The organism is Oceanicaulis sp. UBA2681, assembly GCF_002354675.1.
GTDB lineage: Bacteria > Pseudomonadota > Alphaproteobacteria > Caulobacterales > Maricaulaceae > Oceanicaulis > Oceanicaulis alexandrii.
Genome location: NZ_DEMB01000016.1, coordinates 608,947 through 634,117 on the forward strand (window position 1 = coordinate 608,947; position 25,171 = coordinate 634,117).

Here is a 25,171-nt window from a genome sequence, read left to right on the forward strand (position 1 = left end):
AAACGACCCCTTATGCTGCAGCTACGCGCCACACAATTTATAGGTAGATGATCTGGGATCCGGTCTTCGAAGGGATGGTCGCCGGCAAACGTGGCAGAGATGAAAAGTGCTCGCGTAGGTATGCTGCCGAAACCGTCATTGGATCCGGCGCGGAAGTGCCTTTTTCCTGCTCCCAATGATGCCAGCTAGGGAGCGATCCAGCCGTCAGGCAGCAAATCTGACCGCTCGAATGTTTTCTCTATCTTGTCGCGCTCATCTAAGATTTCTTGTCGCCGCTTCTGCAGAAGCTCGGTTAGGTCGTTCGTATCGCCAGCTATTCGTATTATCTTCGCGATCAACCGGTCGCAGGTTCCGAAAATCACGGGAGGGCGCTCTTTACACAAGAATGTGAGGATTTTGATCGCTTCCTCCTGCAGTTCAGTATCCGCAACAGCGAACGCGGAATTCGCTAACTTGAGCAGCGTGAGATCATTTTCCAGCCGATCGGCGAGTTCGTTTTGGTCGCGTTCCTCGCAAAGCCACTCTTTGATCTCTGAGACGTCATCAAGAATGGCGGGTGAGGCCTCGAACATGCGGTCAAGCCAGCAGCGGTATTCGTCAGCACCTCCCTGGCGCAGTACAGCCGCCCAAGCCTGAGGCATAAAGTTACCGGTGCAGCCCACTTTTAAACGCAGCAGAATCTCCAGCATTCGTTCAGCGTTCTCGGCGCCGAGATCAGTGACAATGAGCGCCACGCGCTCGCCGTCACCGGTGAATGCGCAGTGTTCTTGGGCGAGCTCCCACTGTGAGTGGTCTGGGCGACGTGCAACAGCCTCCATAACCGGTTCCCAAATCGCCTCTCCGCTGTGGTGCGTACCAAGCCACCACAAGGGCTGGGGTCTGCCAGCATAGACGTGGATCGCTGCGTTCAAGAGCGCTGGCGGCAATATATCGATCAATTGATCGGCAGGGTGATTTAGACTTGTGCCCTTGGGCAGGAGCGCGTCTGTTATGGTCGATGGAACCGTCGATCGCGTCAACGCGACCGCCTGCATCCAGCGGGTGTCCGGTGCGTCGCGTAGCAGGTGAGCAAGCACAGCCTCTTGCTCATCGATGCGGAGTGCCTTCCAATGGTCGATGAGGTCGGCCATGAATCTAACTCTCGCACCTGTGCCGTTGAAGGAAAGCAGGCGCTCGATCCGATCATCACGAGACACAGGTTCAGAAGTCGTCGCCATAATGACGATATCGGCAACACCGAGTGAGAAGTCACTCGGTAGGCGGCCGGTACGTTCACTACGCTCCAGCCAGTCGATCCAGCCATCGCAAAAAGCGAGCATCGAAGTGGTGGAAATCTCGTCGACGGCTGTACTAGCGACGTGGAACAAGCGAGCGTCATTGAACACCGCGTTGTCCGGCAAGGCCATCATTACAACAGGCATAAGCGCTTCAAAAATCGACCAAGGCGGATTCTTGCCGGTCTTCTCGACCCGGTCAAACACCACCAAATGGTTGAGCATCGCAGCCGCAGCCGCACGATCAGCTGCGACCGCCGCCAAACCGTCCAGAAGGCGTGTGCGCCGCTCAGAGGACGCGGCCTCCCAGCCCGCGATCGCGCCTTTAAGCAAGCCAAGCGCGCAGCTTGGATGACGATCAGTGAAAATGCGGTCGAGGACAATGTCATCCTCGGTCCGGGAGCGGCTAAGCCAGAGTCTTGTCGCTTCGGCGCGCAGTACCGCCTCGTCATAGCTCAAAAGGCGTCCAGCCATTGTCGGCGTCATAGCGCCGGGATCAGTTGCGAGATATCGCAATGCCCTGGCCGCCTGCTCAGGGCTTGCAGCGCCTTCCGGAGCATCCAGCAGCGCTATTTCAGCCGCGACATCCTGTTTGCTCACGCTCTGACAAAAGAAATCCACATAATCGACGCCCGATTTGCCGCCAACGGGCAAGCGCGCTTCACCATCACTCCATTCGAGATCCTTCAAGGATACCGACGTGACGCGGGAGATCCACCTTGAGAGATCTTGCTGTTGTTCCTCCGGCAGAGCGTCCAGATGGTTGAGCAAGAAACGGAAGCATAGATCTCGCGTCGCCGGGTAGACCGAACCCAACCCATCAATAGCGTGCTGAACAATAGCCGATCGCTGCACCGTGCGCTGCTTCAGCTGTTTGAACACCCAATCCAAGTTTCGAGCTGTCGCGCGCGAGGTGCGCGGCGACCTGCAGAACAAGCCGCGTTCAAGCATCTGCTCAATTTTTTGCGCGGTTATTAAGGTAGGCGTGTCGACGAGTGATTCAGCAGCGGCGCGGTAGAAGGCATGGGTGAAGTTGGTCGCGTCTAAGTCGTCAAATTCGATGAAGTGTCTTCTTTCGAGGGTTTCCAGGCCGGCACTATCAGCCTCCGCGACTTCTGGGGGGTGCTCATAGGCGGGGTCGACCCTCTTTGAGGGAGACGGGTCGCCAAGACTGATTATCCTGCCGAATCCACTCTTCTTGCCTGGTAGAACGTCGCCGCCGCTCCCGCGAACAAAGGCGAGCTCGGTGAGGTGAATCGGTTCATACGCTGCGGTGGAGAGCGCGAGGCTGATCGCAAGACTGTCCAATCCATCTGCCGCTAGCCCGTCGCCCAGTTGTTTTGCGTCTTCGCGGGCGATCCGCTCGATCTCTTCATTGCTCGCCGCAACGCTCAGCCTGTCGAGGTTTGCGACAAGGTGCTCCAGACAACCCGGCTCGAGGACCAGCGCGCCTTCCTGCAACGCCTCTGTAACGCGGTCGCAAACGGCTCCCTCGACTTTCGCAGCCGAGGTCTGTGACTGCCAGACGCGTGAAAGGAATTTCCCCTCAATGTCGCCCAAGTCTCTCCAGCGTCGTTTCGCAGTAACAACCTCATCGAGGGAGCGCCTTCTAGTAACGGAGAGAAGAGGGCCGAGCCCTTGTGCAACTAGCAGTTTGCGCTGCGGTGTCGTACGCGGTATCAGAGCTGTTAGATTCGCCAGCGCACGAGCCGCGTCGCTCGAGACCTGTGATCCGCCCAACGGGTCGTCGAGCAGCGCCAACCGCAGGGCAGTTCCAGGATCCCGTAGGAACCGGTCGGCCGCTTTTACATCGACGAATTCCCGAACGTCGTATCCAGAACCCATGAACTGCTCGGCAACCGATCGTGCTGTATAGCTCTTGCCGACCCTTGGCATGCCCGAAAGCAAGAGGACGTTGTCCCGCGAAAGCGCGTCGAACAGTTCGTGTTCGAGCCCGCGCGGTACATAGCCCTCTGGCTCGATAGACGATGGCGATGCCTTGGAGATAATGCTGCGGACCAATGGAAACGCGTCGAGCTTGGACTTCTTGGCTTCAACGACCGCACTATGCAGCTCTTGCAACACTGCTTCTATCCGGTCGCTCGGCACGCGATGGTCGCGGCGCAGGTGCTCTGAACAGCATGCTTGCAATCTCGTGTCATCCACCTGATCGAACACGATCAGCCTCGACAGGGTCGGGAATACGTCGTGGTAATCTAGAGCCGCTGCGCGTTCCTTATTGCGTTCTCGGCGTCGGGTCGCGAGTGGTCCGTCCGGCTTGCCACCGACATTAGCAGCAGCGTAGGCCGCAAGAAGCTGGCCAGCGTGCTCGTGCGTAAGCTTCGACGTATCATGGGCTTCTCCATGCCAGTTGCAGCTGCCCAAGTATCGCGCACATGCATCGTCCGCACGCCCGCTCATTACAAGGACTGCCTGCCGATGGGTGTCGTTCAAAACACGATCAAACAGTGTCGGTTCAGCTTTATGGGGTGGCGCGTGTGCTAGGCACGCTGCGATCTCAGCTTGCGTGACGGCACCCCGCGCCCCCTTCACTTGTATTTCAAGAGTGGTTTCGTGCCCGTCCAAATTCAAAGTCAGCTCAGCGTCTTCGCCACCCTCTGGCTCGATGAAAAGAGTGGCCTCATCATGAGTGAAAAAACGGAGCATCGTCTCGATGCAGACAAGGTCCTGAAAGGCATACTTCTCTTGCCCGATGATCGCTATCGACATGGGTGCCCTTTCCACCAATAGCTCAAAGCGGCCAGCCACCACTCAGGCAAACTTTTACCAGACGGCTAGGTTTGCTCATCGCTGCTGGCCTTGCGCTTTCAGTTGCAGCGCATGTGAAATGCAAACATAAGGCCCAATAGCTATCAGCTCAGGTTCTTTCTGAATTCGGTAGACTGAAAAGCCGGACACCACTCACGATTCCACCTTATTGTGCTGCGAAGGTGCTCACAAAATTTGAGCTGAGACTTACACCTTCAAGTCGCAAGTAATCAAGCACCTCATATTGTTGGCCTATCTTGTGCCTGAAAGGCTCAGGTCACATACTTCCTAATCTGAGGGCCACTGGTTCGAATCCAGTCGGGGACACCAGCCTGCTGACGGCCAGACCTTAGCCTGTCCCTATCAAAGAACCGCCGAAAGCCGAATCAGCACGGACGCGTCTGAGATTCGGCCTCTTCGCAGGCTGCGACATGAAGACCGCTCGCGCGGCGGCCCAATCTGTCGCTTCGGTTACAAAATGAACACAAAGATGAACAGAACCGCCCTTCAACACTGGAGGGAGGTAAGCGCCTGTGTAGCAATCATTATCACAGGCCACAGCAAACACGGCCTGAACAAGCCTTAACTTGATCTCTGAGAATGCTTCTTAGCAACTGTTGAAAATTCAACATTATCCGATATATCGCTTTTCACAGTTAAAACGTCACACTAGCGTCAACATGGACAGAAATTTAGGCTTGGGGATGCCCTATGAAGGCGATGGGAACATACAAACCTACTCTGCTCCTGGTTGAGGATGACGACCAAGAGGCGTTTCTGTTCGAGAAAATGCTTCGCGAAGAATCCGGAGCGGCCGTTATCGATCGCGCCGTGGAAGGTGAGCAGACCCTGGACCTTGTGCGCTCCAATCCTGATTATGATTGTATTGTCCTTGACCTGAAGCTCGCGGGTGAAGACGGCGTCTGGGTTCTTGAGCAGCTGTCTCAGAATCCCGCCTATTCCCATATCCCGGTGATTGTCTTCTCGGGCGATGCAGAGCGCCTGCAACAGGCCTGCTCACAGTACGCCAATGTGGTCTCGTCCGTACGCAAGCCTGAAACGCTTGAGCAATATCGCGCTGCCCTGACCATCGTCATGGCGATCCTCCACGCAGCGCTGGATGTGGCCTGATCCGGCGCCCACCTTGCGCCTTGCGACTTGTCCTTAACCGTTTAAGCTTCTTGCAAAGCCATGCGGGAGGACAGAGCAGTGGATCTCAACGGTAAAATCGCCATCGTCACCGGCGGCGCCAGCGGCATCGGCAAGGCTTGCGCATCCGCCTTTCATGCGCGCGGCGCCAAAGTCGTCATCGCAGACCTCAATCATGACGCCGCCAAAGCGGCGGGTAAACACTTCGGCGGGTTCGGCCTGGGCGTCGACGTCACCGATGAAGCCGCGCTGGCGCGTCTGGTCAACCGGGTGGAGCGTCAGCTGGGGCCTGTGGACATCTTCATGTCAAACGCCGGCATCGGCGTCTCTGACGGCCCTGGCTGGGGCGCAGGCGATGCGCCAACCCCGTCCTGGGACGCCTGCTGGCAGGTCAATGTCATGGCCAGCGTCTTCGCTGCACGCATGCTGGCGCGCTCCATGGCGGAGCGGCACGGTCACTTCATTATCACAGCTTCGGCCGCCGGCTTGCTCAACCAGATCGGCGACGCGCCTTATTCCGCCACCAAGGCGGCGGCGGTATCCTTTGCCGAGAGTTTGGCGATCACCCATGGCGATGACGGCCTGAAGGTTCAGTGCCTGTGCCCGGAAGGCGTGAATACGCCGCTGGTGAAGGGCATTGAAGGCGGCGCTCAGGGGCTGAGCGGCTATATCGAACCTGAACAGGTCGCGGAGACGCTGCTCAAGGCCATGGAGGAGAACCGCTTCCTGGTCACCACCCACGCCCAGACCCCCGAATACGTCGCCAAGAAAGGCGCCGAGCGCGACCGCTGGGTCGGCGGCATGCGTAAACTGCGCCGCATGCTGGTTGAAGCCAATAACGGTCGACCTTTGTAGCGCTCGGGCACACAATACGCGCTCAAAGACACGGAGTGCGCCATGACCGAGACAGCGGGCCGACAGGGGCTTGATCTTTCCGCCCTGAGCGTCGGGCAACGCGCAGAGGAGGTGCGGCGGATCACGCCCAATGCATTGGTGTTCTATACCCACGCGTCGGGCGACCTCAATCCGCTGCATATTCCGGAACTGGATGGCGATGGCGACGGCAAACCAGAAGGGATTTGCCCGCCCGCCTTTCTCGCCAGCCTGATCTCTTCAGTGGTCGGCCAACGCCTGCCCGGCCCAGGATCGCGCGAGCGCGCCTGGCGCTTTGAAACCGGCGAACCTGTGTGCATCGGCGATGAAGTGGCGATCCGGGTGCACATCATCGCCAAGCACAAGGATTACGTCACGCTCTCCGCCAGCGTGGACGGCCCGGACGGTCCAGCCTTGAGTGCTGAACTGGACGTGGTCCCGCCCAGCCAGTCGCGTCATTTCGACCCGTATGACTTGCCCGACCTGATGGTGCAGCGCCATCGCCATTTCGAGCGCTTGCTGACCGCCTGCAGCGATATCGCCCCTGCCGTCACAGCCGTCGTTTGCCCCCAGAGTGAAGATGCCTTGGCGGGCGCGATGGCGGCGGCGGATCGCGACTTGATCACGCCGATACTGGTGGGCGATCCAGACGCCATCGCCAAGGCGGCGCAAGCGGCCGGGCGCTCCTTTGACGGCATCCGCATTGAAGCGGCGCCGGACGCCCAAAGCGCGGCGGCGCTCGCCTGCAAGCTGGTGGCGGACGGGCAGGCGCAAAGCCTGATGAAGGGGCACCTGCATACCGACACCCTGCTGCGCGCCGTGCTGAACCGCAGCCATGGGCTGCGCACCGAACGCCGCTTGTCCCATGTCTTCGTGATGGACGTGCCCGCCCATGACAAGCTTTTGCTGGTCACGGATGCGGCGGTGAACATCGCACCCGACCTGTCGGCCAAGGCCGACATCACCCAGAACGCCATCGACCTGGCCCGCGCGCTTGGAATTGCACTGCCCAAGGCCGGCATCCTGTCCGCCGTCGAGACCATCAACCCGGCCCTGCCGTCGACGCTCGACGCCGCCGCCCTGTCGAAAATGGCGGATCGCGGCCAGATCACCGGCGGGCTGGTGGACGGTCCGCTGGCCATGGATAACGCCGTGGATCTGGAAGCGGCGCGGGTGAAGGGTCTGACGGGCGCAGTCGCCGGTCGCGCCGACATTCTTGTCGCGCCCAATCTCGAGGCGGGCAACATGCTGGCCAAGGAACTGACGTTCGTGGCGCGCGCGGAAAGCGCTGGCGTCGTATTGGGCGCGGCGGCCCCCGTGATCCTGACCAGCCGCGCAGATTCTGAATTCTCACGCCTGATGTCCTGCGCGGTGGCGGCGCTGCACGCCCAATGGCTGAAGACCGGTCATCCGGCGCCCGCCCTCACTCAACCTGCGCCAGAGGCCGCACAATGAGTCTTGTAGTGCTAAATGCGGGCTCATCCTCGCTCAAATTCGCCGTCTTCACCGCCAATGGCCAGAACCGTCAGCTCACCGGACATATCGACGGCGTCGGCGAAGCCATGCAGCTGACCGTGAAAAGAAACGGCGTTGAAGAGCATCGCCCTGTCCCGGCCGCCGCTGATCATGGCGGCGCCATGGCGGCCGCGCTCGATATCCTGGCCGATGAAATCGACGATCAGGTGCGCGGCGTCGGGCACAGGATCGTGCATGGGGGGACCCGCTTCACCGACCCTGTGATCCTGACCCCGGAGGTTGAAGCGGATCTTGACGCGCTCAGCCCGCTCGCCCCTCTGCACCAGCCGCACAATCTGGCGGGCGTGCAGGCGGCGCGGCGCGCCTTTCCTGACGCTATTCAGATCGGATGCTTCGACACCGCGTTTCACCGCACCCATCCATGGGTGAACGACACCTTCGCCCTGCCCCTGGAATACTTTGACAAAGGCGTGCGCCGCTACGGGTTTCACGGCCTGTCCTATAAATGGCTGACACGGCGCATGGAAGATCTGTCTCCGGGCGGGCGCCCGCAAAGAATGATTCTGGCGCATCTGGGCGCCGGGGCGTCCATGTGCGCGGTGAAGGATGGCCGCTCCATCGGCTCCACCATGGGATTTTCTGCGCTGGACGGGCTGCCCATGGCGACGCGGTGCGGCCAGATCGATCCCGGGGTCCTGCTTCACCTGATGGAATCAGAAGGCATGGACGCAATTGCCCTGACCGAGCTTTTGTACAAACAGAGCGGGCTGAAAGGCCTGTCGGGGCTGTCCGGCGACATGCGCGTCCTGGAGGCCAGCGAGACCCAAGAGGCGGCGCAAGCGCTCGACTATTTCGTCTTTCGTTGCCGCCGGGAGATCGGAGCGTTGACGGGCGTGTTGGAAGGTCTTGATGCGCTGGTGTTCGCGGGCGGCGTCGGCGAGAACGCGCAATCCCTGCGCTCACGCATCTGTTCAGGTTTTGAATACCTTGGTCTCGCGATCGATGAGGACGCCAATAGGGCTGTGCGCGGCGACGCCGCCCGGATCAGCGCAGCGGATAGCCATGTCGATGTCTGGATGATCCCGACCGATGAAGAGGCGGTGATCGCCGACGCCATGGTCGAGCTTCTGTCCTAAGCCGTCAGCATGATGACGCCGCATTGGCCGCCGAAATGACCGGCATGGCCGTCCCGCGCCGCGCGGCGGCACGAGAAGAAACGGTCTGCGTCCGCAAAGGTGCACGCCTGGAGCCAGCGAATGGCGTCTTCTGACACCCCGGCGCGAAGCAGCTGACGCCGCGCGCCCTCAGAGACGTTTAGCCCTGCGCCGCCCTCGCTGTCGCGCGGCAAGGCTAGTCCGTCATCAAGCGGGCCGAACAGCACCTCAAATTGCTCAAGCACTTCTGGACCGACCCGATAGTTTTCAGGAGCGACGGCGGGGCCGATCACGGCCTGCAGGGCCTCAGGGCGGCTGCCATAGGCTTTGTTCAAGGCGTTGATCGCCGCAGGAATGACCTCGGCGATCACCCCGCGCCACCCGGAATGAATGGCGGCGATGGCGGCGTTCTCGGGATCATAAAGCAGGACCGGCGTGCAATCGGCGGTCTGGGCGCACAAGGCGAGGCCGGGCTGATTGGTGATCAGCGCATCGCCTTCGCCAGCGGACCAGTCCTCAGGGGCGGCGTCCACCTTCAGGACTGTCGCGCCATGAACCTGATTGGCGAAGACCAGACGGGCGTCGCCGAACGCTTGGGACACGCGGGCGCGATTGGCTTCGACGGCGGCTTTGTCGTCGCCACGCGACCAGGACAGGTTCAGGCTGGCGTAAGGACCGGTGCTGGTCCCGCCTGTGCGCGTGGTGAAGCCATGCGCTATGCGGTCATCGCCAAACCCGTCAGCACGTAGAATGTCCAGCATGCCCTACTCCGACAGAAAGCCGATCCGGTCCCGGCCCAGATCATAAGCGCGGCGAGCCTCACTCACATCCGCCAATGTCTGCTCGAACGCCGACCAGTCATCATCGGCGGCGATGGGCGCCCAGAGGCCTTCCACATGGTCAATCGTCATATGAACAGGATCCTCGCGCTGGAAATAGGAATGAGACAGGCGCTCGGGCCGCACAGGCGTCCGCGCGCTCAGCGCCTCGATCACCGGGGTGAAGGCGTCCTGACGATACAGGCCTGACCGGTCTGAATGCAGCGCGCGTTCGCGCGACGCCTCACCGCCGAACCAGTCAAAAAACAGGGCTTCAAACGGGACCTGAAGCTCGCGACCAGCGTTCAAAAGACCGCTGACCAGTTCACCGTCGCTGTCATCGCCCAACGCTTCAACACCCAGCCTGTGATGAAAGGCGCGGGTGATCTCGCGCTTGTAAAGCTCAGGGTACCGTTCCAGCGCCTGGATCAGGCCGTCGCGTTCGCCCACAAGGCTCAGCGCCGCCGCCAGTTGCTGAAGCGCCCAGAATACGCTCTCGGGCTGACGCGCATACGCGTACAGCCCCTGTTCGTCAAAATACGCGGCGGTGAAGCCCGGTTCAAAATACGGCAGGAAGCGCCAGGGGCCGTAATCAAAACTCTCGCCCGTCACCACCAGATTATCGGTGTTCAGAACGCCGTGAACAAACCCCGCCGCCATCCATTGCGCCGCCAGCGTCGCCGACCGTCGCACCACAGCCTCCAGCAAGGCCGTCGCCCGATCCCCCTCAAGCTCAGCGGCTTCGGGGACCAGGTTTTCAATCGCATATTCGACCAGTTCAGAGATCAGGTCCGTCCGGTCATGATAGGCATGACGCTGAAACACCCCGAAGCGCAGATGGGAATGCTGCAGCCGGGTCATCACGGCGGAGCGGGTCGGGGACGGTTCATCGCCGCGGTGAAGCTGTTCGCCGGTCTCAAACACCGCAAAGGTCTTGGACGTATAGACGCCCAGAGCCTCCAGCATTTCAGAGGCCAGCACCTCACGCACCGCGCCCTTGAGCGTCAAACGCCCATCGCCGGAGCGCGAATAGGGCGTCTGGCCCGAGCCTTTGGTCCCCAGATCCAGCAAGCGGTCATGGCTGTCACGAAGCTGGGCGTGAAGAAAGCCCCGCCCGTCGCCAATTTGCGGATTGTAAACGCGAAACTGGTGGCCGTGATAGCGCAGGGCGCGCGGCTCGGCCTGGTTGTCCGGCAAGGGCGAGAAGCGATGGAAATGCGCCTGACGCTCTGCGTCATCCAGCGCCTCCAACCCGACCTCCTGCGCCCAGCGCGCATTCCACCAGCGCAAATGCGCCTTGGGGAAGTCGGCAGGTTCCACAGTGTCAGAAAAGGCGTCGCCCAAAGCGGCGAAACGCGGATCGGCTTTGTATCTGGATGTGACGCTCATGGCATTGAGCTAAGACATGCACCCGCCCTCGGCAAGGCTCAGGCCTCAAAGGTCTTGCTGAGAGAGCGTGCAGACGCCTCTATCGCCGAAATGCAGGCGGGAAACAGGCGCGACATGTTCAAGAAGCCGTGCGGCACGGTCTTCCAGAGCTTGTATTCCACCGGCACGCCCGAGGCTGCCAGCCGGTCTCGATAGGCCGCGCCCTCATCAAGCAGCGGGTCCATCTCAGCGGCAAGGATATAGGCGGACGGCAAGCCCAGCAGATCGTCCGCCAGAAGCGGCGAAATCCGCACATCGGCCGGGTCGGCGCTGGCGATGTAATGCTTGCGGATCTCTTCGAGCGTGAACTCGGACAACAAAGGACCTTCCTGCCAGCGCGGACGGTCTTTCTTGGTCTGCAAAAGCTGCATCAGCGGATAGAGCAAGAGCTGATAGTGCAGCTGATCGCGGCGTTCACGCGCGACGCTCGCCGCCAGATTGCCGCCCGCAGAATCCCCGCCGACCGCGAGACGGTCTGCATCAAAGCCGTAGGCGGAAAGCTCCCCAGCCAACGCTGCGTCCATGGCGGCGAAGGCGTCATCAACGGCTGCGGGAAAAGGATGCTCGGGCGCCAGGCGATAATCGACCGAACAGATACGCACGCCCGACACCGCTGCGAGACGACGGCATAACGGATCATGCGATTTGAGCGAGCCCACCATGAACCCGCCGCCATGATAGAAAATCAGGCCCGGTCCGCTGTCAGGTTGCGCGCCATAGGGCAGATACACGCGCGCCGGGCGCGCGCCGGCGCCGCCTGCGATCTCGATATCATGGATGGCTGCGACCGGAGGCGGCGCGACCTCCACCAGTTCTTCCATCCGCGCCATGGCGTCGCGCATGGCGGTGACGGTTTTCTGCGGGTTGAACAATTCGTTCAGCCCGGCCTGACTGATCCAGGTGTCGAAGAGTGAAGGGTCGCTCATGGCTTAAAGCTGTCGAAGCCCGTGCAGCATGGCAAGACATACTGCCATGTCATTCGCGCACTATTGCATCTGGATCGGACTTTCACGGACAATCACGCCCGCCAGCGCATCCTGAATTTCCCAACGCAGCACCCGCCAGGCGTTGGCGCTTTCATCTTCGCCCTTTTCTTCAAGCTCCGTCACGGCAAGATCAGCATAGTTCAGCGCCTGATCGCCATGGCGGTCCACCAGGGTGAAGGCGATGGCGCGAATATCGAGCGGCGTGATGCGGGACTGGCGTTGGGCGGACATGGACGGGGGCTCCTGAGAAATCGCTTCTGGCCCGTCTTGCAAAGCGCCTGCCGAACTCAACGCCTAATAAATCAATTGGTTAGATTAAATTCTCAAGACCAGCGCTGAGTCAGGACTGCCCTTGGGATTATTTTGCCGGGCGTTTCAAGCCTGGGGCATATCCGCCCTCTTCCAGAAACCGGATCTCTTCGGCGCGCGGCGTGCGCCCCAGCACGGCGTTGCGATGAGGGAAGCGGCCAAAGCGCGCGATCACATCCATATGCGCGCGAGCATGGCGCGTATTCTCGCTGTCCGGTCCCAACCGCTCTTCGCACATCAGGACCGCCAGGGCCTGATCCTCAATGTCTTCAGAATGTGAGAACGGCAAATAGACAAAGGCCCGGCGCTCTTTGGGCAAAGCCCAGTCAAACCCGGCCTCCAGCATGGCCATGGCGGCTTCGCGCGCCAGCGGGTCCAGCCTGAACGCGGCGTTCGAGCCACGCCAGACATTGCGCGGCGCCTGATCGAGCACGATCACCAGCGCGAGTGCGCTGTCGGGCTCGACCATCCAGGGATGATCCAGCACGGAACGGGTCTGTAGAAAGCTGTGACAAGCCGGGCCCAGCATCCGGCGGACACGGGCGTCAAAGGCCGCATCCACCGAAAACCAGGCTTTGGGTCCAGCCTGCTCGAACCAGAAGTCGAGAACGTCTTCCGGCAACAACACCATGATCAGACCCGCTTTTCGCCGGAAATGATCTGGGCGCGAATCTCCGCGGTCAGCGGAATGTATTCCCCCGCTTCGGGATCATCGAAATACACAGGTTCGGGAATCGCTTCGGGGTCCCAGCCCTGTTTGACCAGGTCCGTCTTCTTCAATTTGAACGTGCCGGTCGTGTTCTCGTCCTGAGTATCTTTGCTCAGGCGAATGAAGAGCGGGCGTGCAAAGTGCGGCAGCTCTTTCGTCACATGCGCATGAAGCGATTTGAGGTCCAGCCCGTCTTCCGCCACCAGCGCCACCATCCCGGCCTTACCCGAATAATCAGCCACTTCCACGCCATAGACATTGGCCTGAACGACTTTGTCGTGCGTGCCGAACACTTCCGCGACTTCATTGGTGGAGACGTTTTCCGACTTCCAGCGGAAGGTGTCGCCCACCCGGTCGACGAAATAGAAATAGCCTTGCGCGTCGCGCTTCATCAGATCGCCGGTGCGGAAATACACATCACCTTCGTCAAAAACGTCGCGCAGAATCTTCTTCTTGGTGGCTTCTTCATCGCCATAGCCATCAAAGCGATAGCGGGCGTCATCGGCGCGAATCTCGCCAATCGCCTCGCCGACCTCACCGGGTTTGCATTCGATGCAATGACCGTTGGCGTCGCGGATCGGAGCTTCCTCGTCCATGTCAAACTGGACGAGCTTGATGTTGAAGCGTTTGGACAGGTGCGGCGGCACGCGGCCGATGGCGCCTTGCTTGGAGTCCAGATTGATCAGGCCCACATTGCCTTCGGTCGCGCCATAAAACTCCATGATCCGCGGAATGCCGGACCGCTCCACAAAGCGCGGCCAGACGTCAGGGCGCAAACCGTTGCCGATGGCGATGCGGATCTTGTGCTTCTTTTCCCATTCATTGGGTTCGGCGGCGACCAGGAAGCGGCACAGCTCACCCACATACATCAGCATGGTCGCGCCGGTTTCGGTGGCGTCCTGCCAGAAGCGCGTCGCAGAGAATTTCTTGCGCACGATCACAGCGCCGCCGAACGACAGCGCCGCGCCAACCCCGCATAGCCCCCCGGTGGCGTGATACATGGGCAGCACCATCATCATGCGATCATCTTTGGTGGCATGACCGGAAACACCGAAAACCTGCAGGTAATACAACGCGCGCGTATGCGCCACGATCGCCGCTTTCGGCAGTCCGGTCGTCCCCGACGTGTACATCTTCATGCACGGGTCCTTGGCGGTGAACTGAGCGCGATAGGACCGGTCAGGACGCACATCGGACTGTCCGGACAACGCCGCATCAAAATCCTTGCCGCCGGGCGCCTTGGCCTGTCCGCCGTCGCTGATCCAGGGCGTCATGGCGCAGTCAATCAACTCGCAAGCGGTCACGTAGGCTTCCGCCATATCACCTTCGACGATCACATGCTGGGCCCCGGACACGTTGATGCAATGCGCCAGCGAGTGCCCGGTGATCTGGTTGTTGAGAAGCGCGGCCATGATGCCGACCTTGGACAGGCCGTACCAGATCGCCACATATTCCCAGCGATTGGCCATGTAGAGCGCGACAGTATCGCCGGGCTTCAGGCCCTGGCCGAGCGCCCAATGGGCGACACGGTTGGCATAGCGATCAAACTGGGCGTAGCTGATCTCAACGCCGCTTTCGGTGATGAACGCCGTGCGCTGCTGGTGCTTGTCAACGCTGTCTTCAAACAGGTCCGGGGTCAGATAGTCAGAATCCGGCGTGATTTTTTTCAGTGCGCCCAGCATGCGCGCCAATTGCGTCGTATAAAACCACTCGCGACGGATCGCCGACCATAAGCCCATAGCACTGTCCTCCCTCGTAGCCGCACGTTTGGCGGCTTTGTTGAGGCGACAGTACGGCCCGAAAACGTCCGGTCAAGTTCAGCTCGACAGGTCACAGACGCATTTTTCAACCGCGAATGCGTTGCAGTGCAGCACTATTGGGAATATGACCGGATAAATCACTGAGTCAGATTCAATAAACGCACCGCAGTGCTCCGTACAATTGAATGGGTCTAAAATCATGAATTGGGGAAAAGAGCTTAGAGCGTTCCGCCAACGCACCGGCCTCAAACAAGAGGCGGCGGCTCATTTGCTCGGCGTCAGCCAAGCTTATGTCTCGCGGCTGGAAAACTCTACGGCGTCACCATCCACACAATTGGAAACCAAACTCGAGCGCCTGCTGCAGGAGCCTGAACACAGGCCGCTGTTTGAGCACTTCCGCACGACCATCAGCCATTCACCGCACCTGATCAGCATGCTCGCTGAGGTCGACGGCAAGGTCCATGTGGACACGGTCAGTGAAGCGCTGCGCGATCATGGAACACCTTTCCATCTCCTCACCCCCGGTGAAGTTCTTGAATCCAAGAACTCGGACGTGATCGAGATCCTGGACGCCTTTCTGGATCTGGGCGCCTTCTCTGGGCGCATCGCCTCCATGCAGGTGACCTGGACCTACGAGAATGAAGGCGACCCTGTCTCCCACTGGCGCACCACCGAAATCCCGGTGCGAGACGACGCCGGCCGCTGGTATCTGCATGGCGCGCACGTGCAGATCACCGCAGAAGAAAAACAACAACTTCTGAAAGACTGGGGCGGCCCCATCAAGGTGCGCACCTTCGCTGATGACGAAGCGGAGTCCGAGCCCAAAGCCGCCAACGACACCGCAGCGGCCTGAACCCTCCCGCTCTGTATGCAAAACAGCCCGGACCAGATGGTCCGGGCTGTTTTGTTTTCAGCAGGCGCCCAGTGCTAGAACGCTTCATCCGAGCTGCCAGTGTCTCCGCTATCGCTGAGCGTCAGCTCGTGCCACATGGCGTTGAGAATGGCGAAGGTGCAGGCCAGCCCGAGGCCCAAAATCCAGGTGAAATACCACATGGGTCGTCTCTCCTTGGTGTCAGTAATAATCGCCGTTGGCGACCGCTTCGGTAGTCACCCGCCCCCACATCACCTTGAACGCCCAGGCGGTGTAGAGCAGCACGATCGGCAACAAGACAGCGGTCACGATCAGCATGACGAACAAGGTCGTATGGCTGGACGAGGCGTTCCAGACCGTCAGTGACGCGTTAGGGTCCACGCTGGACGGCAGGATGAACGGGAACATCGAGACGCCCACCGTTGAGATGATGCCCACCACCGAGAGCTTGGAGCCGACAAAGGTCAGCGCCTCGGAGTTCGACCGCAGGCCGAACAGGGCCAGAGCCGCGCCGCCAAACCCGAGCACAGGCGCGATCAGCATCCATGGGTACCGGCCGTAATTGGACAGCCAGGCGCCGCCCTCTCGCACGGTCTCCGTCAGTCTGGGATTGGACGGCCCGTCAGCGGCGACCGTATTGGTCACCTGATAGCCAATATCCCCGAACGCCACCCAGGCGCCCGCCAGAGCGAAAAGCACGATCGAGGCGAACGCGAAGAGCGGCGCATAGGCCCGCGCCCGGTCCCGGACGATGCCGTATTCGGTCTTCATCGACAGCCAGGCGGCTCCGTGCAGGAACAGCATGGTCACGCTCAGAAGACCACACAGCAGCGAGAAGGGATTCAGCAATCCGAAGAACGACCCGTCCCAGAAGATGCGCATGTCGTCATTCATCCGGAAGGGCGCGCCCACCAGCACATTGCCCACCGCAACGCCGAAGATCAGCGCCGGGACGAAACCGCCGGTGAACAGCGCCCAGTCCCAGAAGCTGCGCCAGCGCGGATCCTCCCGCTTGGAGCGGTATTTGAACGCCACCGGGCGCAGGATCAGCGACGCCAGCACGACGAACATCGCCAGATAGAACGACGAGAAGGAGACGGCGTAGACCAGCGGCCAGGCGGCGAAGATGGCGCCCCCTCCGAGGATCAGCCAGACCTGATTGCCTTCCCAGGTCGGACCAACCGTATTGATCGCGAGCCGACGCTCGGCGTCTGTGCGAGCGACAAAGGGCAACAGCCCCGCAACGCCCAGATCAAAGCCGTCCGTAATCGCGAAACCGATCAGCAGAACGCCCAGAAGCGCCCACCAGATCACCCGCAACAGTTCATATGACAGAGGAATTTCCATAATCCATCCTCCCTATTCGGCCGGCAGCGGGGCGAACCCGCCCTGAGGCTTACGGGATGCGCCGCGGGATGGACCGTCCGGATACGGCCCCTTGCGGACATATTTGATCATCAACATCACTTCCACGACCGCCAGCGCGCCATAGAGCGCGGTGAAACCGACAATGGTCATGATCATTTGCGTGGGATGAAGGCTCGACACCCCTTCAAAGGTCGGCAAGACGCCTTCAATGATCCAGGGTTGGCGGCCATATTCCGCCAACAGCCAGCCCAGCTCGGCGGCCACCCAGGGCAGCGGCAGCGAGACCAGGGCCAACTTCAGGAACCAGCGCGTTTCATGCTTGCGCATCGAGCTCAGCACAAAGGCGGTCCCGAACAGGGCGATGAAGTAGAAACCCAGCCCCGCCATGAAACGGAAGCTCCAGAACATCACCGCCACATTGGGCACCGTGTCCATCGCCGCTTGCGCGATCAGGTCCGGCCCCGCCTCGCGCGGGTCAGCCACATAGCGCCGCAACAGCATGGCGTAGCCCAGATCATCCCGGGCGCTTTCAAACTGCGCCTGCGCGTCTGCATTCTCCGGGTCCTCACGCAATTGCATCATGGCGTCGTAAGCGAGAACGCCGTTTTCGATACGGGTCTCCGCCTGCTCGACCAGCGGCAAAATGCCTTCCACCTCGCCATCCAGAGAGCGCGTGGAAATCAGGCCCAGCACCCAGGGGATGCTGATGGCGTGCTCGGTTTCCTGAGTGTCACGATTGGGAAAACCTATCAGCGTCAACGGCGCCGGCGCGGGTTCGGTGTGCCACATGGCCTCAAGTGAGGCGAGTTTCATCTTCTGGTTATCGGTCAGCGCGTAACCGCTTTCATCGCCCAACACCACGACCGACAGGGCGCTCGCCAGACCAAACGCGGCGGCGACCGTCATCGAGCGCTTGGCGAAGCCCACAAAGCGGCGATTGAGCAAAAAGAAGGCTGAGATCGCCAAGACGAACAGCGCGCCTGTGACATAGCCGGCGGACACGGTGTGTACGAATTTCGCCTGGGCGACCGGATTGAAAAGCACTGCCATAAAGTCAGTGACCTCCATCCGCATGGTCTCGGGATTGAACTCGGAGCCCACCGGATTCTGCATCCAGCCATTGGCGATCAGAATCCACAATGCGGACAGGTTGGTGCCCAGCGCCATCAGCCAGGTGGCGGCCAGGTGGCCGCGCTTGCTCATCCGGTCCCAGCCAAAGAAGAACAGGCCCACCAATGTGGCTTCCAGGAAGAAGGCCATCAGGCCCTCAATCGCCAGCGGCGCCCCGAACACATCGCCCACATAGTGAGAATAGTAGGACCAGTTCATGCCGAACTGGAATTCCATGGTGATCCCGGTGGACACGCCCAGCACGAAATTGATGCCGAACAGCGTGCCCCAGAACTTCGTCATGTCCCGCCAGACCTGCCGGCCCGTCATCACATAAACGCTCTCCATGATGGCGAGTATGATGGACAGTCCAAGCGTGAGCGGTACAAAGAGGAAGTGATACATCGCGGTCAGCGCAAACTGCCACCGCGATAGCTCCACAACGGTCATATCGACCATTTCACCCTCCAAGGCTTTAAAAGAAGTCGTTAAATGAGTACGCCCGAAAGCGCATTGGCCGCCTTTATCTGGCAGAAACGTTAGTTTGTATCGTCTGCAAGGTGTCGCATGGGACGAGGCGCCGCAGTCAAAACCGGGCAAGGGCGTGTATGTCGCAGGCCATGAGCACTTCTGAATTGTCAGCCGACACCGAAAAAGCCGCCAGCAAAGCCCGAAAGGCGGAGCTGGGCGCACTTCTGAAAGCATGGGGTGAGCCCGCGACCGTTCTGACCCGGCAAAGCACGGCCTTCGGCGCGGCCCAGTACGCCGTCTTTGTCGGTTTCGCCTGGGGCGCGGCCTGGGCGGTCAGCGCTCTGGTGAATGGCGGCGCAGTCTGGCCTGGCTTGATCCTCGCTTTGACGTGCGCAGGCCTGCGCGCGGCCTGTCAGGCCGCCGAAACCCGCACGGGCGTCGAGGCCAGCCTGAAGGTTCGTCAGACCGTACGCGCTCTGGCGGCCCGCAAGCTCGCAGCTCTCGGCCCAGGCTATACGGAACGCTTTGATTCAGGGGAGACGACCTCTGCTCTGATCGACGCCGTGGACAAGCTTGACGGGTATTATGGACGCTATCGCCCCTTGATGGGAGTGGTCATGGCCGGGCCTTTGATCATCATGGCGGCGGCGTTCAGCGCCAGCTACATCGTTGGACTGATCTTCCTGATCACCGCCCCTCTGCTGATCGTCTTCATGGCGCTGGTAGGCGCGGGCGCAGCTGCGGCGTCCAAGGACCAGCTCACGACTCTGCAGCGTCTCGCAGGACGGTTCAACGACCGCCTGCGTGCGCTTGAAACCCTGAACGCCTTTAACGCTGTGGAACGCGAGCGCGACGGCCTGGCCAAGGCGTCTGAAGACTTCCGGCGGCGCACGATGAAGGTGCTGGCGATGGCCTTCCTGTCGTCGGGCGTGCTGGAGTTTTTCGCAGCGCTGTCTGTTGCAGGATCCGCGATCTATATCGGCTTTTCGCTATTGGGCGAGATGCCGTTCAGCACCGGCGAAACCATCACGCTGCAGACCGGGCTGTTCTGTCTGATCCTGGCGCCGGAATTCTATATGCCATTGCGACGCCTCTCTGCGGCGTATCATGACCGTGCGGACGCCGAGGCTGGGGCTGAGGCGCTAGCGCCTTTCATGGCGGAGGCTGACGCGACGCCTCAACCCGCTTTGGCGACGACCGTCACCACAGACATACCCGCCCCTCCCGCAATCCGGTTCGAGCAAGCAGGCTCTGTCTATCCGGACGGGCGTCGCGGGCTCGACCCGCTCAGTTTTGAAGCGCCTGCTGGTCAGATCACCGCCCTTTGGGGGCCGTCCGGCGTTGGAAAATCCACCGCGCTGAAACTCTTGATGGGCTATGCGCCGCATACAGACGGCCAGGTCCTTGTGGACCGCGTCGAACTCACAGCGCCGCTGATCGGACAGGCGGCCTGGATCGCGCAACGTCCCCATGTGTTTTACGGAAGCCTGATCGACAATATCAGCCTGTTTGACCGCTCCTTGCCTCTTGATCGCATCCAGAGCGCAGCGGAAACCGCGGGCGTCATGGATTTCGCCGCCAGCCTGCCTGATGGTCTTGAAACCCTCATCGGCGATCAAGGCTACGGCCTGTCTGGCGGCCAGGCGCAACGCCTGGCGCTGGCGCGCGCCTGGGCGGTGGATATGAAAATCGTCCTGCTGGACGAACCCACCGCCCATCTGGACGGCGAGGCGGAAGCGCGCTTTCTCACGGCGCTCAAACGCATCAGCGAAGGCCGCACCGTGATCATCGCCACCCACAGCCCCGCCGTGCGCGATGTCGCAGATCAGGTCATCAGGCTTGAGACCGAGGGCGCCTCATGAAGGATCTGCGCTTCTTCCTCGCCCTGGCGCGCCCGGACCGCTGGTGGCTTCGCCTGGGCGCCGCCCTGTCCGCGCTGACGCTGCTGGCCGGCATCGGTCTTCTCTCTTTGTCAGGCTGGTTCATCACCGCGTCCGCGGTCGCCGGACTAGCGGGCGCGGGACGCGCCTTCAACTACCTGTTCGCCTCAGGCGGCGTACGCGGCTTTGCCCTGAGCCGCACGGTCGGGCGCTATGCCGAGCGCATGGTCACCCATGAAGCCACATTCCGGATTCTCTCGCGCCTGCGCCTCTGGGTGTTTGAAACCGCCGCGCCTTTGGCTCCGGCCCGTCTGGGCCGTATTCGTGGCGGGGATTTGCTCTCCCGCGTCACCCAGGATGTGGACGCGCTGGATGCGCTGTATCTGCGCTTTGTGACGCCTGTCACCGCCGCGCTGGCGGGCGCGCTGTTCACCAGCGTGCTGCTGGCGTTTCTGGCGCCAGCCGCCTTGCCGGGCGTCTTGGGCGTTTTCGTTCTGGCGAGCGTGATCCTGCCTCTGCGCGTCGCCAAGACCGCAGGCAAGGCCGGCGAGGCCCTGACGCAAAACGCCAGTTCCATGCGGGCGGACGCCGCAGACCTGGTCTCCGGACTGGCTGAACTCAAGGCCTATGGAGCTGAACACCGCATCATTGCCCATCTGGAAGACTCAAACGCCAAATGCGTCGCCGCGCAGCGAGAGATCGCCCGCATCTCCATGTGGAATGGCGCGCTTCTGGCGCTCTCTGCGCCCGCAAGTTTCGTGCTTGGCTTTGGGCTGGCCGCGGCGTCAGGCGCTGCCGCCCCGCTCTCGGCCCTGGCGGGCTTTGTCGCCTTCGCGCTTTTTGAAGCCGCTGCGCCGCTGGTTCAGGCGGCCGAGCTTTACGGCAAGACCACAGCCTCCGCCCGTCGGCTCAAGGCGCTGACGGAAATCACACCCGCCGTAAGCGATCCCGCTTCGCCTCAGCCCTTGCCTGATCGCTGGGATATTGAGGTGAAGGGGCTTCATTTCAGCTATCCGGATACGGATACGCCTGTCCTGCAAAACGCAAATCTGAGCCTGCCCGAAGGCGGGCGGCTGGCGCTGGTCGGCGCATCCGGCGCCGGGAAATCCAGCCTGATCAAACTTTTGATGCGCTTTTACGCAGCGCAGTCCGGCGAAATCAGCTTGGGCGGGACAGCGCTGGACTCCCTCGCCATCGCCGACACCCGCAGCCGCTTCGCCCTTGTCGATCAACGCGCGGAGCTCCTGTCGACGACCATCCGCGCCAATTTGCGCCTGGCGGATCCCGAGGCGAGCGATGAGGCGCTCTGGCATGCTCTGGAACGCGCGCGCGCGGCGGATTTCGTCCGCAAATTGCCTGACGGGTTGATGAGCTGGACCGGCGAGCTGGGCGGCTTGGTTTCAGGAGGACAGGCGCGCCGGATCGCCCTGGCGCGCGCCTTCGTCAAGAACGCTCCGGTGCTCTTGCTCGACGAACCCACAGAAGGGCTCGACGAGGGCACAGAAACTGATTTCCTGAATGCGCTGGATGACTGGCTGGATGAAGATGCACGCCGCAGCACGCTCATCGTGACGCACCGTGCGCGCCTGCTGGAGCGGGCCTATCAAGTCGCGGTTCTTGATAAAGGCGAGATCGCCGATCAAGGATCCACACAAGAGATGAGAGCCTCGAGCCCGGCGTTCAGACGCCTCTTCCCTAAAGCCTAGGGGAAGGGAAGGCGGTCCTCGTTCTCGACCCCGGGATCAACCACGACGCGCTGGCCCGTCTCCTGGTTCCGCAGAACGATCTGATAGCGATAGGTGAAAAACTCGTTGCACCGATCCAGCACGACGACGCTTTGTCTGCCATCATCGCCAAAAGACACCTCAAAGTCTGTGTCTTCAGGCATGACGGCGATGCCGTCCCAGACTTTCCCGTCCAGCTCGAAACGCTCAAATTCCCAGCCCTGCGTCATGACGACGAAAATCATGTCGGTGGGAAAGTCGATAAAGAAATTGCCATTCCGTTCGCCCACATAGGCGGAAAAGGTCTGAACGAGCTCATTATCTATTTCGGTGATGGCAGGTTCTACATAGACGGCGATATGGCGAACATCGCGCCCGCTAAAGCCGAGCGCCTTGACGCGCTCGACCTGTGATTGAACGCCACTCATATCAGCCCCCTTGAGATACCCCACTCTCGGCGGTGTTCGCCTGATCCACTTCAGACCAAAACGCCAAGAAAGAGCGTCGAGCGTAGCCCAATTCCAGTAAAGACTGTCTTACTTGCAAAGCCCGGCTGACATCACCCATGCGCCAGGCGATTCGCGCTTCCAGATCCAGCGCCGGCATCGGACGCGGTTCGGCGATCAGCGCGATCTGATTGAGCGCAGAGCGATACATCATGTCCGCCTCCCCCTGCTGCCCCAGCGCGCTCAAGGCTTCGGCGCGCACATAAGATGCTTCAGCCAGATAAGGACGCGCGGTTTCAAATCCGGCGGCCACCGATTGCTCGCCGGCGCTGACGGCCTGGGTCGCCTCCAGAACGGCGGTGTCATACGACCCCGCTTTCAACGCGAGCGAAGCCGAGAGAGTGAGGGCTGCGGACCGGCTCAGGAACCGCCCGTCATTCTCACCGTTTTCGTTACTTCGCGCCGCCAGTCGGCGCGCCTCACCAATCAGCAATTGCGCCCTGATCAGGTCATCGCGCATCAAAGCGATCTGGGCGCGCTGAAAAATCAAACTGACATACAGCCGCGCATACCGGTCATTGTCAGGCGACGCCTCATAGAGTGCGTTGACGCTGTCCAGAGCGAGGTCCAGAAACTGCGCGCCTTGTTCATCCTCACCCATATCGGTTGCAAGCGAAGCGATCTGGGCGCGCGTATGTGCGACTTTCACCAGTGTGCGGGAATCACCCGGCGCTTGGGCAAGCTGCTCTTGATACAGCCCCAGCTGCCTCTCCCGGCTGCTGCGCGCCGCCCCCATATCGCCCGTTTCTCGCTGTGCGTCCGCCAGCCAGCCCAGCGTATTGCCAAGGTCGGACACGCCCACGACGCCCGCCTGGACCAACCCGTCTCCAAACCGGTCGGCCGCCTGCGAAAACAGAGTCGCGGCGGTCATAGGGCTGCCGCTCTCGAGTTCGATCACGCCCCGGTTCAAGGCCGCATAACCTTGTTCAGCCTGATAGCTGGGATTGCCGGGCTCGCCTGCAATCAGAACGTCCGCCATCTGGGCGTAAATATCGAAATAGCGATCAGCGGTCATCAGATCACCGCTGCGATAGGCCTGATTGCCGACCCAGTATGCGGACTGCGCATGGTCATAGACGCGCTGCATATTGTTGGGAGCCCGGTCCAGAAGCGCCTGGGTCAGTTCAAAGGCCGCCGAGAACGCTTCCCGGGCGCCCTCAGGGTCACCATGAACGTCACGCGCTTCGCCGATCAGATTGAACAGGCGCGCGCGGCGACCCAGCTCATCGTCTGAAAGTCCGGCTGCGGACGCGGAGAGATAGGTCTCGGTCAGATCATCGGCCAGGCGGATCAAGGTTTCCCGGCGCGCCGTATTGGGCAAATGTTGTGTGATGTCGGTCAACAGGCGACTTGAGAACGCTTTGGCGTCCTCCGCCTCATGCTGATAGGCGCTGATCTGGTCTGCTTGCCAAACGCTTACCCCCAGCATCAGGGCGCAAGCGGCCGCAAGTCCGGTCGCCAGAGGCCGGCGCGCTACAGAACTGGCTACGCTGCGCGCCAAAGTCGCTGACGAATCCGTACTGCACTCATGCGCGATGTCGTCAGCCAGGTGCTCAAGGCTCATCGTGTCATTATAGAGCGCGCCGATGACCGGCGGCCGCGGCAAGGTCCAGAAGGCGCCGTTGCTGCGTCGCTCGGCTCGGAGCGCCATAGGCAGCACGGGCCGTTCGCTCTCCAGACCGACGACATGGACGTGGTGCATCCCGTTGGACCAGACAAAGTCTTTCAGAAAATTATTGAGCGGCTGGCATTTCAATGAGGCGGGAGAGCATAGAACGATCAATCGCGCCTTTTTCTCCGCCACGCCCACATCAGCGGCCATGGCCACACGAACGCCCCTGTCGAGCAGGGCTTGCCGCAGGTTCTGTGCAGACGCCTCGTCGGCATTCGCGGCGGCGATGATAACCAAGGGCTGCTTACTGGCGTTCAATGATTCATGTCCTGAAAAATGAAATGGCCTCAAGTTATTTGTATAGACTCTTGGTCAATTGATAAGCCGCAGGATTAACAGGAGTTTGCGCAAGGTCTCTCAGGTGTGTTCGCCAAGTATCACTCATTAAGAGAATTTCCGCCAGACCTTCATTCCGCGTCAATTCCTATCAAGTTATTGAATTAATATACCGAATTCGATTATCGGAAAAACTTTCAAGACCTTGAGCGAAAATGTGAAAATCACGTTTGAGGGCGTTTAAGCCCTCGCAATCATTTCATCTTTTTTTGTGGAAAGGTGGATGGTCGACATCGCTTTCGACCTGGGCGGTTCGAGACTGACCAGGGACGAGATGGTACGGGCGGTCGGACTCGAACCGACAAGGGCTTGCGCCCGGGGGATTTTGAGTCCCCTGCGTCTACCAATTCCGCCACGCCCGCACGCATGTCGACGCAAGCGGTGTATATGCCTCGAAACTTCTGCCTGGTCGACCCCGGCTTTCAGTAGCGCCGTCGACATGAATTTCAGTCGGCGCCACCGCAGAGCTGCATGGACGGTTCGCCTCCCGCTGATTAAGACAAGAGCGCCTCTCCTCCCCAAAGGTGA

General features: G+C 60.9%; 19 protein-coding genes and 1 tRNA gene. 7 read left to right on the forward strand and 13 right to left on the reverse strand.

Annotation, left to right across the window (positions count from 1 at the left end; translation table 11 throughout):
• Positions 1 to 185 precede the first annotated feature (185 nt).
• Positions 186 to 4,004: a hypothetical protein gene (locus B3M53_RS14265; RefSeq protein WP_286800833.1), complete on the reverse strand. Its 3,819-nt coding sequence runs from the start codon at positions 4,002 to 4,004 to the stop codon at positions 186 to 188.
• A gap of 750 nt (positions 4,005 to 4,754) precedes the next feature.
• Between B3M53_RS14265 and B3M53_RS14270 the strand changes: the two genes are divergently transcribed.
• The 4 genes from B3M53_RS14270 (at position 4,755) to B3M53_RS14285 (ending at position 8,677) form a co-directional block, all read left to right on the forward strand.
• On the forward strand, positions 4,755 to 5,174 hold the full coding sequence (locus B3M53_RS14270; RefSeq protein WP_286800834.1) for a response regulator: 420 nt from the start codon (positions 4,755 to 4,757) through the stop codon (positions 5,172 to 5,174).
• Positions 5,175 to 5,252: 78 nt separating this feature from the next.
• Positions 5,253 to 6,047, forward strand: coding sequence for an SDR family NAD(P)-dependent oxidoreductase (locus B3M53_RS14275; RefSeq protein WP_286800835.1), 795 nt, complete (start codon positions 5,253 to 5,255; stop codon positions 6,045 to 6,047).
• Positions 6,048 to 6,089: 42 nt separating this feature from the next.
• Positions 6,090 to 7,520 (forward strand): bifunctional enoyl-CoA hydratase/phosphate acetyltransferase, encoded by a 1,431-nt coding sequence (locus B3M53_RS14280; protein WP_286800836.1) that lies wholly within the window; start codon positions 6,090 to 6,092, stop codon positions 7,518 to 7,520.
• Positions 7,517 to 8,677 carry an acetate/propionate family kinase gene (locus tag B3M53_RS14285; protein WP_286800838.1) on the forward strand — a complete coding sequence of 387 codons (1,161 nt, stop codon included), beginning with the start codon at positions 7,517 to 7,519 and terminating at the stop codon, positions 8,675 to 8,677. The genes B3M53_RS14280 and B3M53_RS14285 overlap by 4 nt, the downstream gene beginning before the upstream one ends.
• Here B3M53_RS14285 and pgeF read toward each other — a convergent pair.
• From pgeF to B3M53_RS14315, 6 genes are all read right to left on the reverse strand, one after another.
• Complete coding sequence (gene pgeF, locus B3M53_RS14290; RefSeq protein ID WP_286800839.1) at positions 8,674 to 9,456, reverse strand: peptidoglycan editing factor PgeF; 783 nt, start codon at positions 9,454 to 9,456, stop codon at positions 8,674 to 8,676. The genes B3M53_RS14285 and pgeF overlap by 4 nt on opposite strands.
• A 3-nt stretch (positions 9,457 to 9,459) precedes the next feature.
• The gene (locus B3M53_RS14295) at positions 9,460 to 10,902 is read right to left on the reverse strand and encodes a protein adenylyltransferase SelO family protein (protein ID WP_286800840.1); all 1,443 of its coding nucleotides are present in this window, start codon (positions 10,900 to 10,902) and stop codon (positions 9,460 to 9,462) included.
• A 38-nt stretch (positions 10,903 to 10,940) separates the two neighbouring features.
• On the reverse strand, positions 10,941 to 11,867 hold the full coding sequence (locus tag B3M53_RS14300; RefSeq protein ID WP_286800841.1) for an alpha/beta hydrolase: 927 nt from the start codon (positions 11,865 to 11,867) through the stop codon (positions 10,941 to 10,943).
• A 60-nt stretch (positions 11,868 to 11,927) separates the two neighbouring features.
• A complete protein-coding gene (locus B3M53_RS14305) occupies positions 11,928 to 12,158 on the reverse strand; it encodes a hypothetical protein (protein ID WP_286800842.1) in 231 nt (76 codons plus the stop codon).
• A 127-nt stretch (positions 12,159 to 12,285) separates the two neighbouring features.
• On the reverse strand, positions 12,286 to 12,867 hold the full coding sequence (locus tag B3M53_RS14310) for a DUF924 family protein (protein WP_022700336.1): 582 nt from the start codon (positions 12,865 to 12,867) through the stop codon (positions 12,286 to 12,288).
• A gap of 2 nt (positions 12,868 to 12,869) precedes the next feature.
• The gene (locus tag B3M53_RS14315) at positions 12,870 to 14,684 is read right to left on the reverse strand and encodes a long-chain-acyl-CoA synthetase (protein ID WP_286800844.1); all 1,815 of its coding nucleotides are present in this window, start codon (positions 14,682 to 14,684) and stop codon (positions 12,870 to 12,872) included.
• 220 nt (positions 14,685 to 14,904) lie between these two features.
• Between B3M53_RS14315 and B3M53_RS14320 the strand changes: the two genes are divergently transcribed.
• Positions 14,905 to 15,558: a helix-turn-helix domain-containing protein gene (locus B3M53_RS14320; RefSeq protein WP_022700338.1), complete on the forward strand. Its 654-nt coding sequence runs from the start codon at positions 14,905 to 14,907 to the stop codon at positions 15,556 to 15,558.
• Between the two features lie 74 nt (positions 15,559 to 15,632).
• Here the strand turns inward: B3M53_RS14320 and cydX are convergent, their stop codons facing one another.
• From cydX to B3M53_RS14335, 3 genes are read right to left on the reverse strand one after another with little or no spacing between them, the layout of a single operon-like run.
• A complete protein-coding gene (cydX, locus tag B3M53_RS14325) occupies positions 15,633 to 15,758 on the reverse strand; it encodes a cytochrome bd-I oxidase subunit CydX (RefSeq protein ID WP_286800845.1) in 126 nt (41 codons plus the stop codon).
• Positions 15,759 to 15,777: 19 nt separating this feature from the next.
• Positions 15,778 to 16,923: a cytochrome d ubiquinol oxidase subunit II gene (cydB, locus tag B3M53_RS14330; protein ID WP_286800846.1), complete on the reverse strand. Its 1,146-nt coding sequence runs from the start codon at positions 16,921 to 16,923 to the stop codon at positions 15,778 to 15,780.
• Between the two features lie 12 nt (positions 16,924 to 16,935).
• Entirely contained in the window at positions 16,936 to 18,513 is a 1,578-nt protein-coding gene (locus B3M53_RS14335; protein WP_286800848.1) for a cytochrome ubiquinol oxidase subunit I, read from the reverse strand.
• Positions 18,514 to 18,674: 161 nt separating this feature from the next.
• Between B3M53_RS14335 and cydD the strand changes: the two genes are divergently transcribed.
• Both cydD and cydC read left to right on the forward strand, forming a co-directional pair.
• Positions 18,675 to 20,387 (forward strand): thiol reductant ABC exporter subunit CydD, encoded by a 1,713-nt coding sequence (gene cydD / locus B3M53_RS14340; protein WP_273020706.1) that lies wholly within the window; start codon positions 18,675 to 18,677, stop codon positions 20,385 to 20,387.
• Entirely contained in the window at positions 20,384 to 22,111 is a 1,728-nt protein-coding gene (gene cydC / locus B3M53_RS14345) for a thiol reductant ABC exporter subunit CydC (RefSeq protein WP_273020704.1), read from the forward strand. Before cydD ends, cydC begins: the two co-directional genes overlap by 4 nt.
• Here cydC and B3M53_RS14350 read toward each other — a convergent pair.
• The 3 genes from B3M53_RS14350 to B3M53_RS14360 form a co-directional block, all read right to left on the reverse strand.
• A complete protein-coding gene (locus tag B3M53_RS14350) occupies positions 22,108 to 22,557 on the reverse strand; it encodes a hypothetical protein (RefSeq protein WP_022700344.1) in 450 nt (149 codons plus the stop codon). The two genes, cydC and B3M53_RS14350, sit on opposite strands and share 4 nt — an antisense overlap.
• 1 nt (position 22,558) lies before the next feature.
• On the reverse strand, positions 22,559 to 24,544 hold the full coding sequence (locus B3M53_RS14355; RefSeq protein WP_273020702.1) for a tetratricopeptide repeat protein: 1,986 nt from the start codon (positions 24,542 to 24,544) through the stop codon (positions 22,559 to 22,561).
• Between the two features lie 374 nt (positions 24,545 to 24,918).
• Positions 24,919 to 25,005, reverse strand: a tRNA-Leu gene (locus tag B3M53_RS14360).
• Positions 25,006 to 25,171 lie beyond the last annotated feature (166 nt).

What these genes read in the sequence shown, in the direction of transcription:
- cydB (WP_286800846.1), bottom strand. Translation starts at nt 16,923, where the DNA reads ATGGAAATTCCTCTGTCATATGAACTGTTGCGGGTGATCTGGTGGGCG.
- B3M53_RS14320 (WP_022700338.1), top strand. Translation starts at nt 14,905, where the DNA reads ATGAATTGGGGAAAAGAGCTTAGAGCGTTCCGCCAACGCACCGGCCTC.
- B3M53_RS14310 (WP_022700336.1), bottom strand. Translation starts at nt 12,867, where the DNA reads ATGGTGTTGTTGCCGGAAGACGTTCTCGACTTCTGGTTCGAGCAGGCT.
- B3M53_RS14270 (WP_286800834.1), top strand. Translation starts at nt 4,755, where the DNA reads ATGAAGGCGATGGGAACATACAAACCTACTCTGCTCCTGGTTGAGGAT.
- B3M53_RS14305 (WP_286800842.1), bottom strand. Translation starts at nt 12,158, where the DNA reads ATGTCCGCCCAACGCCAGTCCCGCATCACGCCGCTCGATATTCGCGCC.
- B3M53_RS14300 (WP_286800841.1), bottom strand. Translation starts at nt 11,867, where the DNA reads ATGAGCGACCCTTCACTCTTCGACACCTGGATCAGTCAGGCCGGGCTG.
- cydX (WP_286800845.1), bottom strand. Translation starts at nt 15,758, where the DNA reads ATGTGGTATTTCACCTGGATTTTGGGCCTCGGGCTGGCCTGCACCTTC.
- B3M53_RS14265 (WP_286800833.1), bottom strand. Translation starts at nt 4,004, where the DNA reads ATGTCGATAGCGATCATCGGGCAAGAGAAGTATGCCTTTCAGGACCTT.
- cydD (WP_273020706.1), top strand. Translation starts at nt 18,675, where the DNA reads ATGAGCACTTCTGAATTGTCAGCCGACACCGAAAAAGCCGCCAGCAAA.
- cydC (WP_273020704.1), top strand. Translation starts at nt 20,384, where the DNA reads ATGAAGGATCTGCGCTTCTTCCTCGCCCTGGCGCGCCCGGACCGCTGG.
- pgeF (WP_286800839.1), bottom strand. Translation starts at nt 9,456, where the DNA reads ATGCTGGACATTCTACGTGCTGACGGGTTTGGCGATGACCGCATAGCG.
- B3M53_RS14285 (WP_286800838.1), top strand. Translation starts at nt 7,517, where the DNA reads ATGAGTCTTGTAGTGCTAAATGCGGGCTCATCCTCGCTCAAATTCGCC.
- B3M53_RS14335 (WP_286800848.1), bottom strand. Translation starts at nt 18,513, where the DNA reads ATGGTCGATATGACCGTTGTGGAGCTATCGCGGTGGCAGTTTGCGCTG.
- B3M53_RS14280 (WP_286800836.1), top strand. Translation starts at nt 6,090, where the DNA reads ATGACCGAGACAGCGGGCCGACAGGGGCTTGATCTTTCCGCCCTGAGC.
- B3M53_RS14295 (WP_286800840.1), bottom strand. Translation starts at nt 10,902, where the DNA reads ATGAGCGTCACATCCAGATACAAAGCCGATCCGCGTTTCGCCGCTTTG.
- B3M53_RS14350 (WP_022700344.1), bottom strand. Translation starts at nt 22,557, where the DNA reads ATGAGTGGCGTTCAATCACAGGTCGAGCGCGTCAAGGCGCTCGGCTTT.
- B3M53_RS14315 (WP_286800844.1), bottom strand. Translation starts at nt 14,684, where the DNA reads ATGGGCTTATGGTCGGCGATCCGTCGCGAGTGGTTTTATACGACGCAA.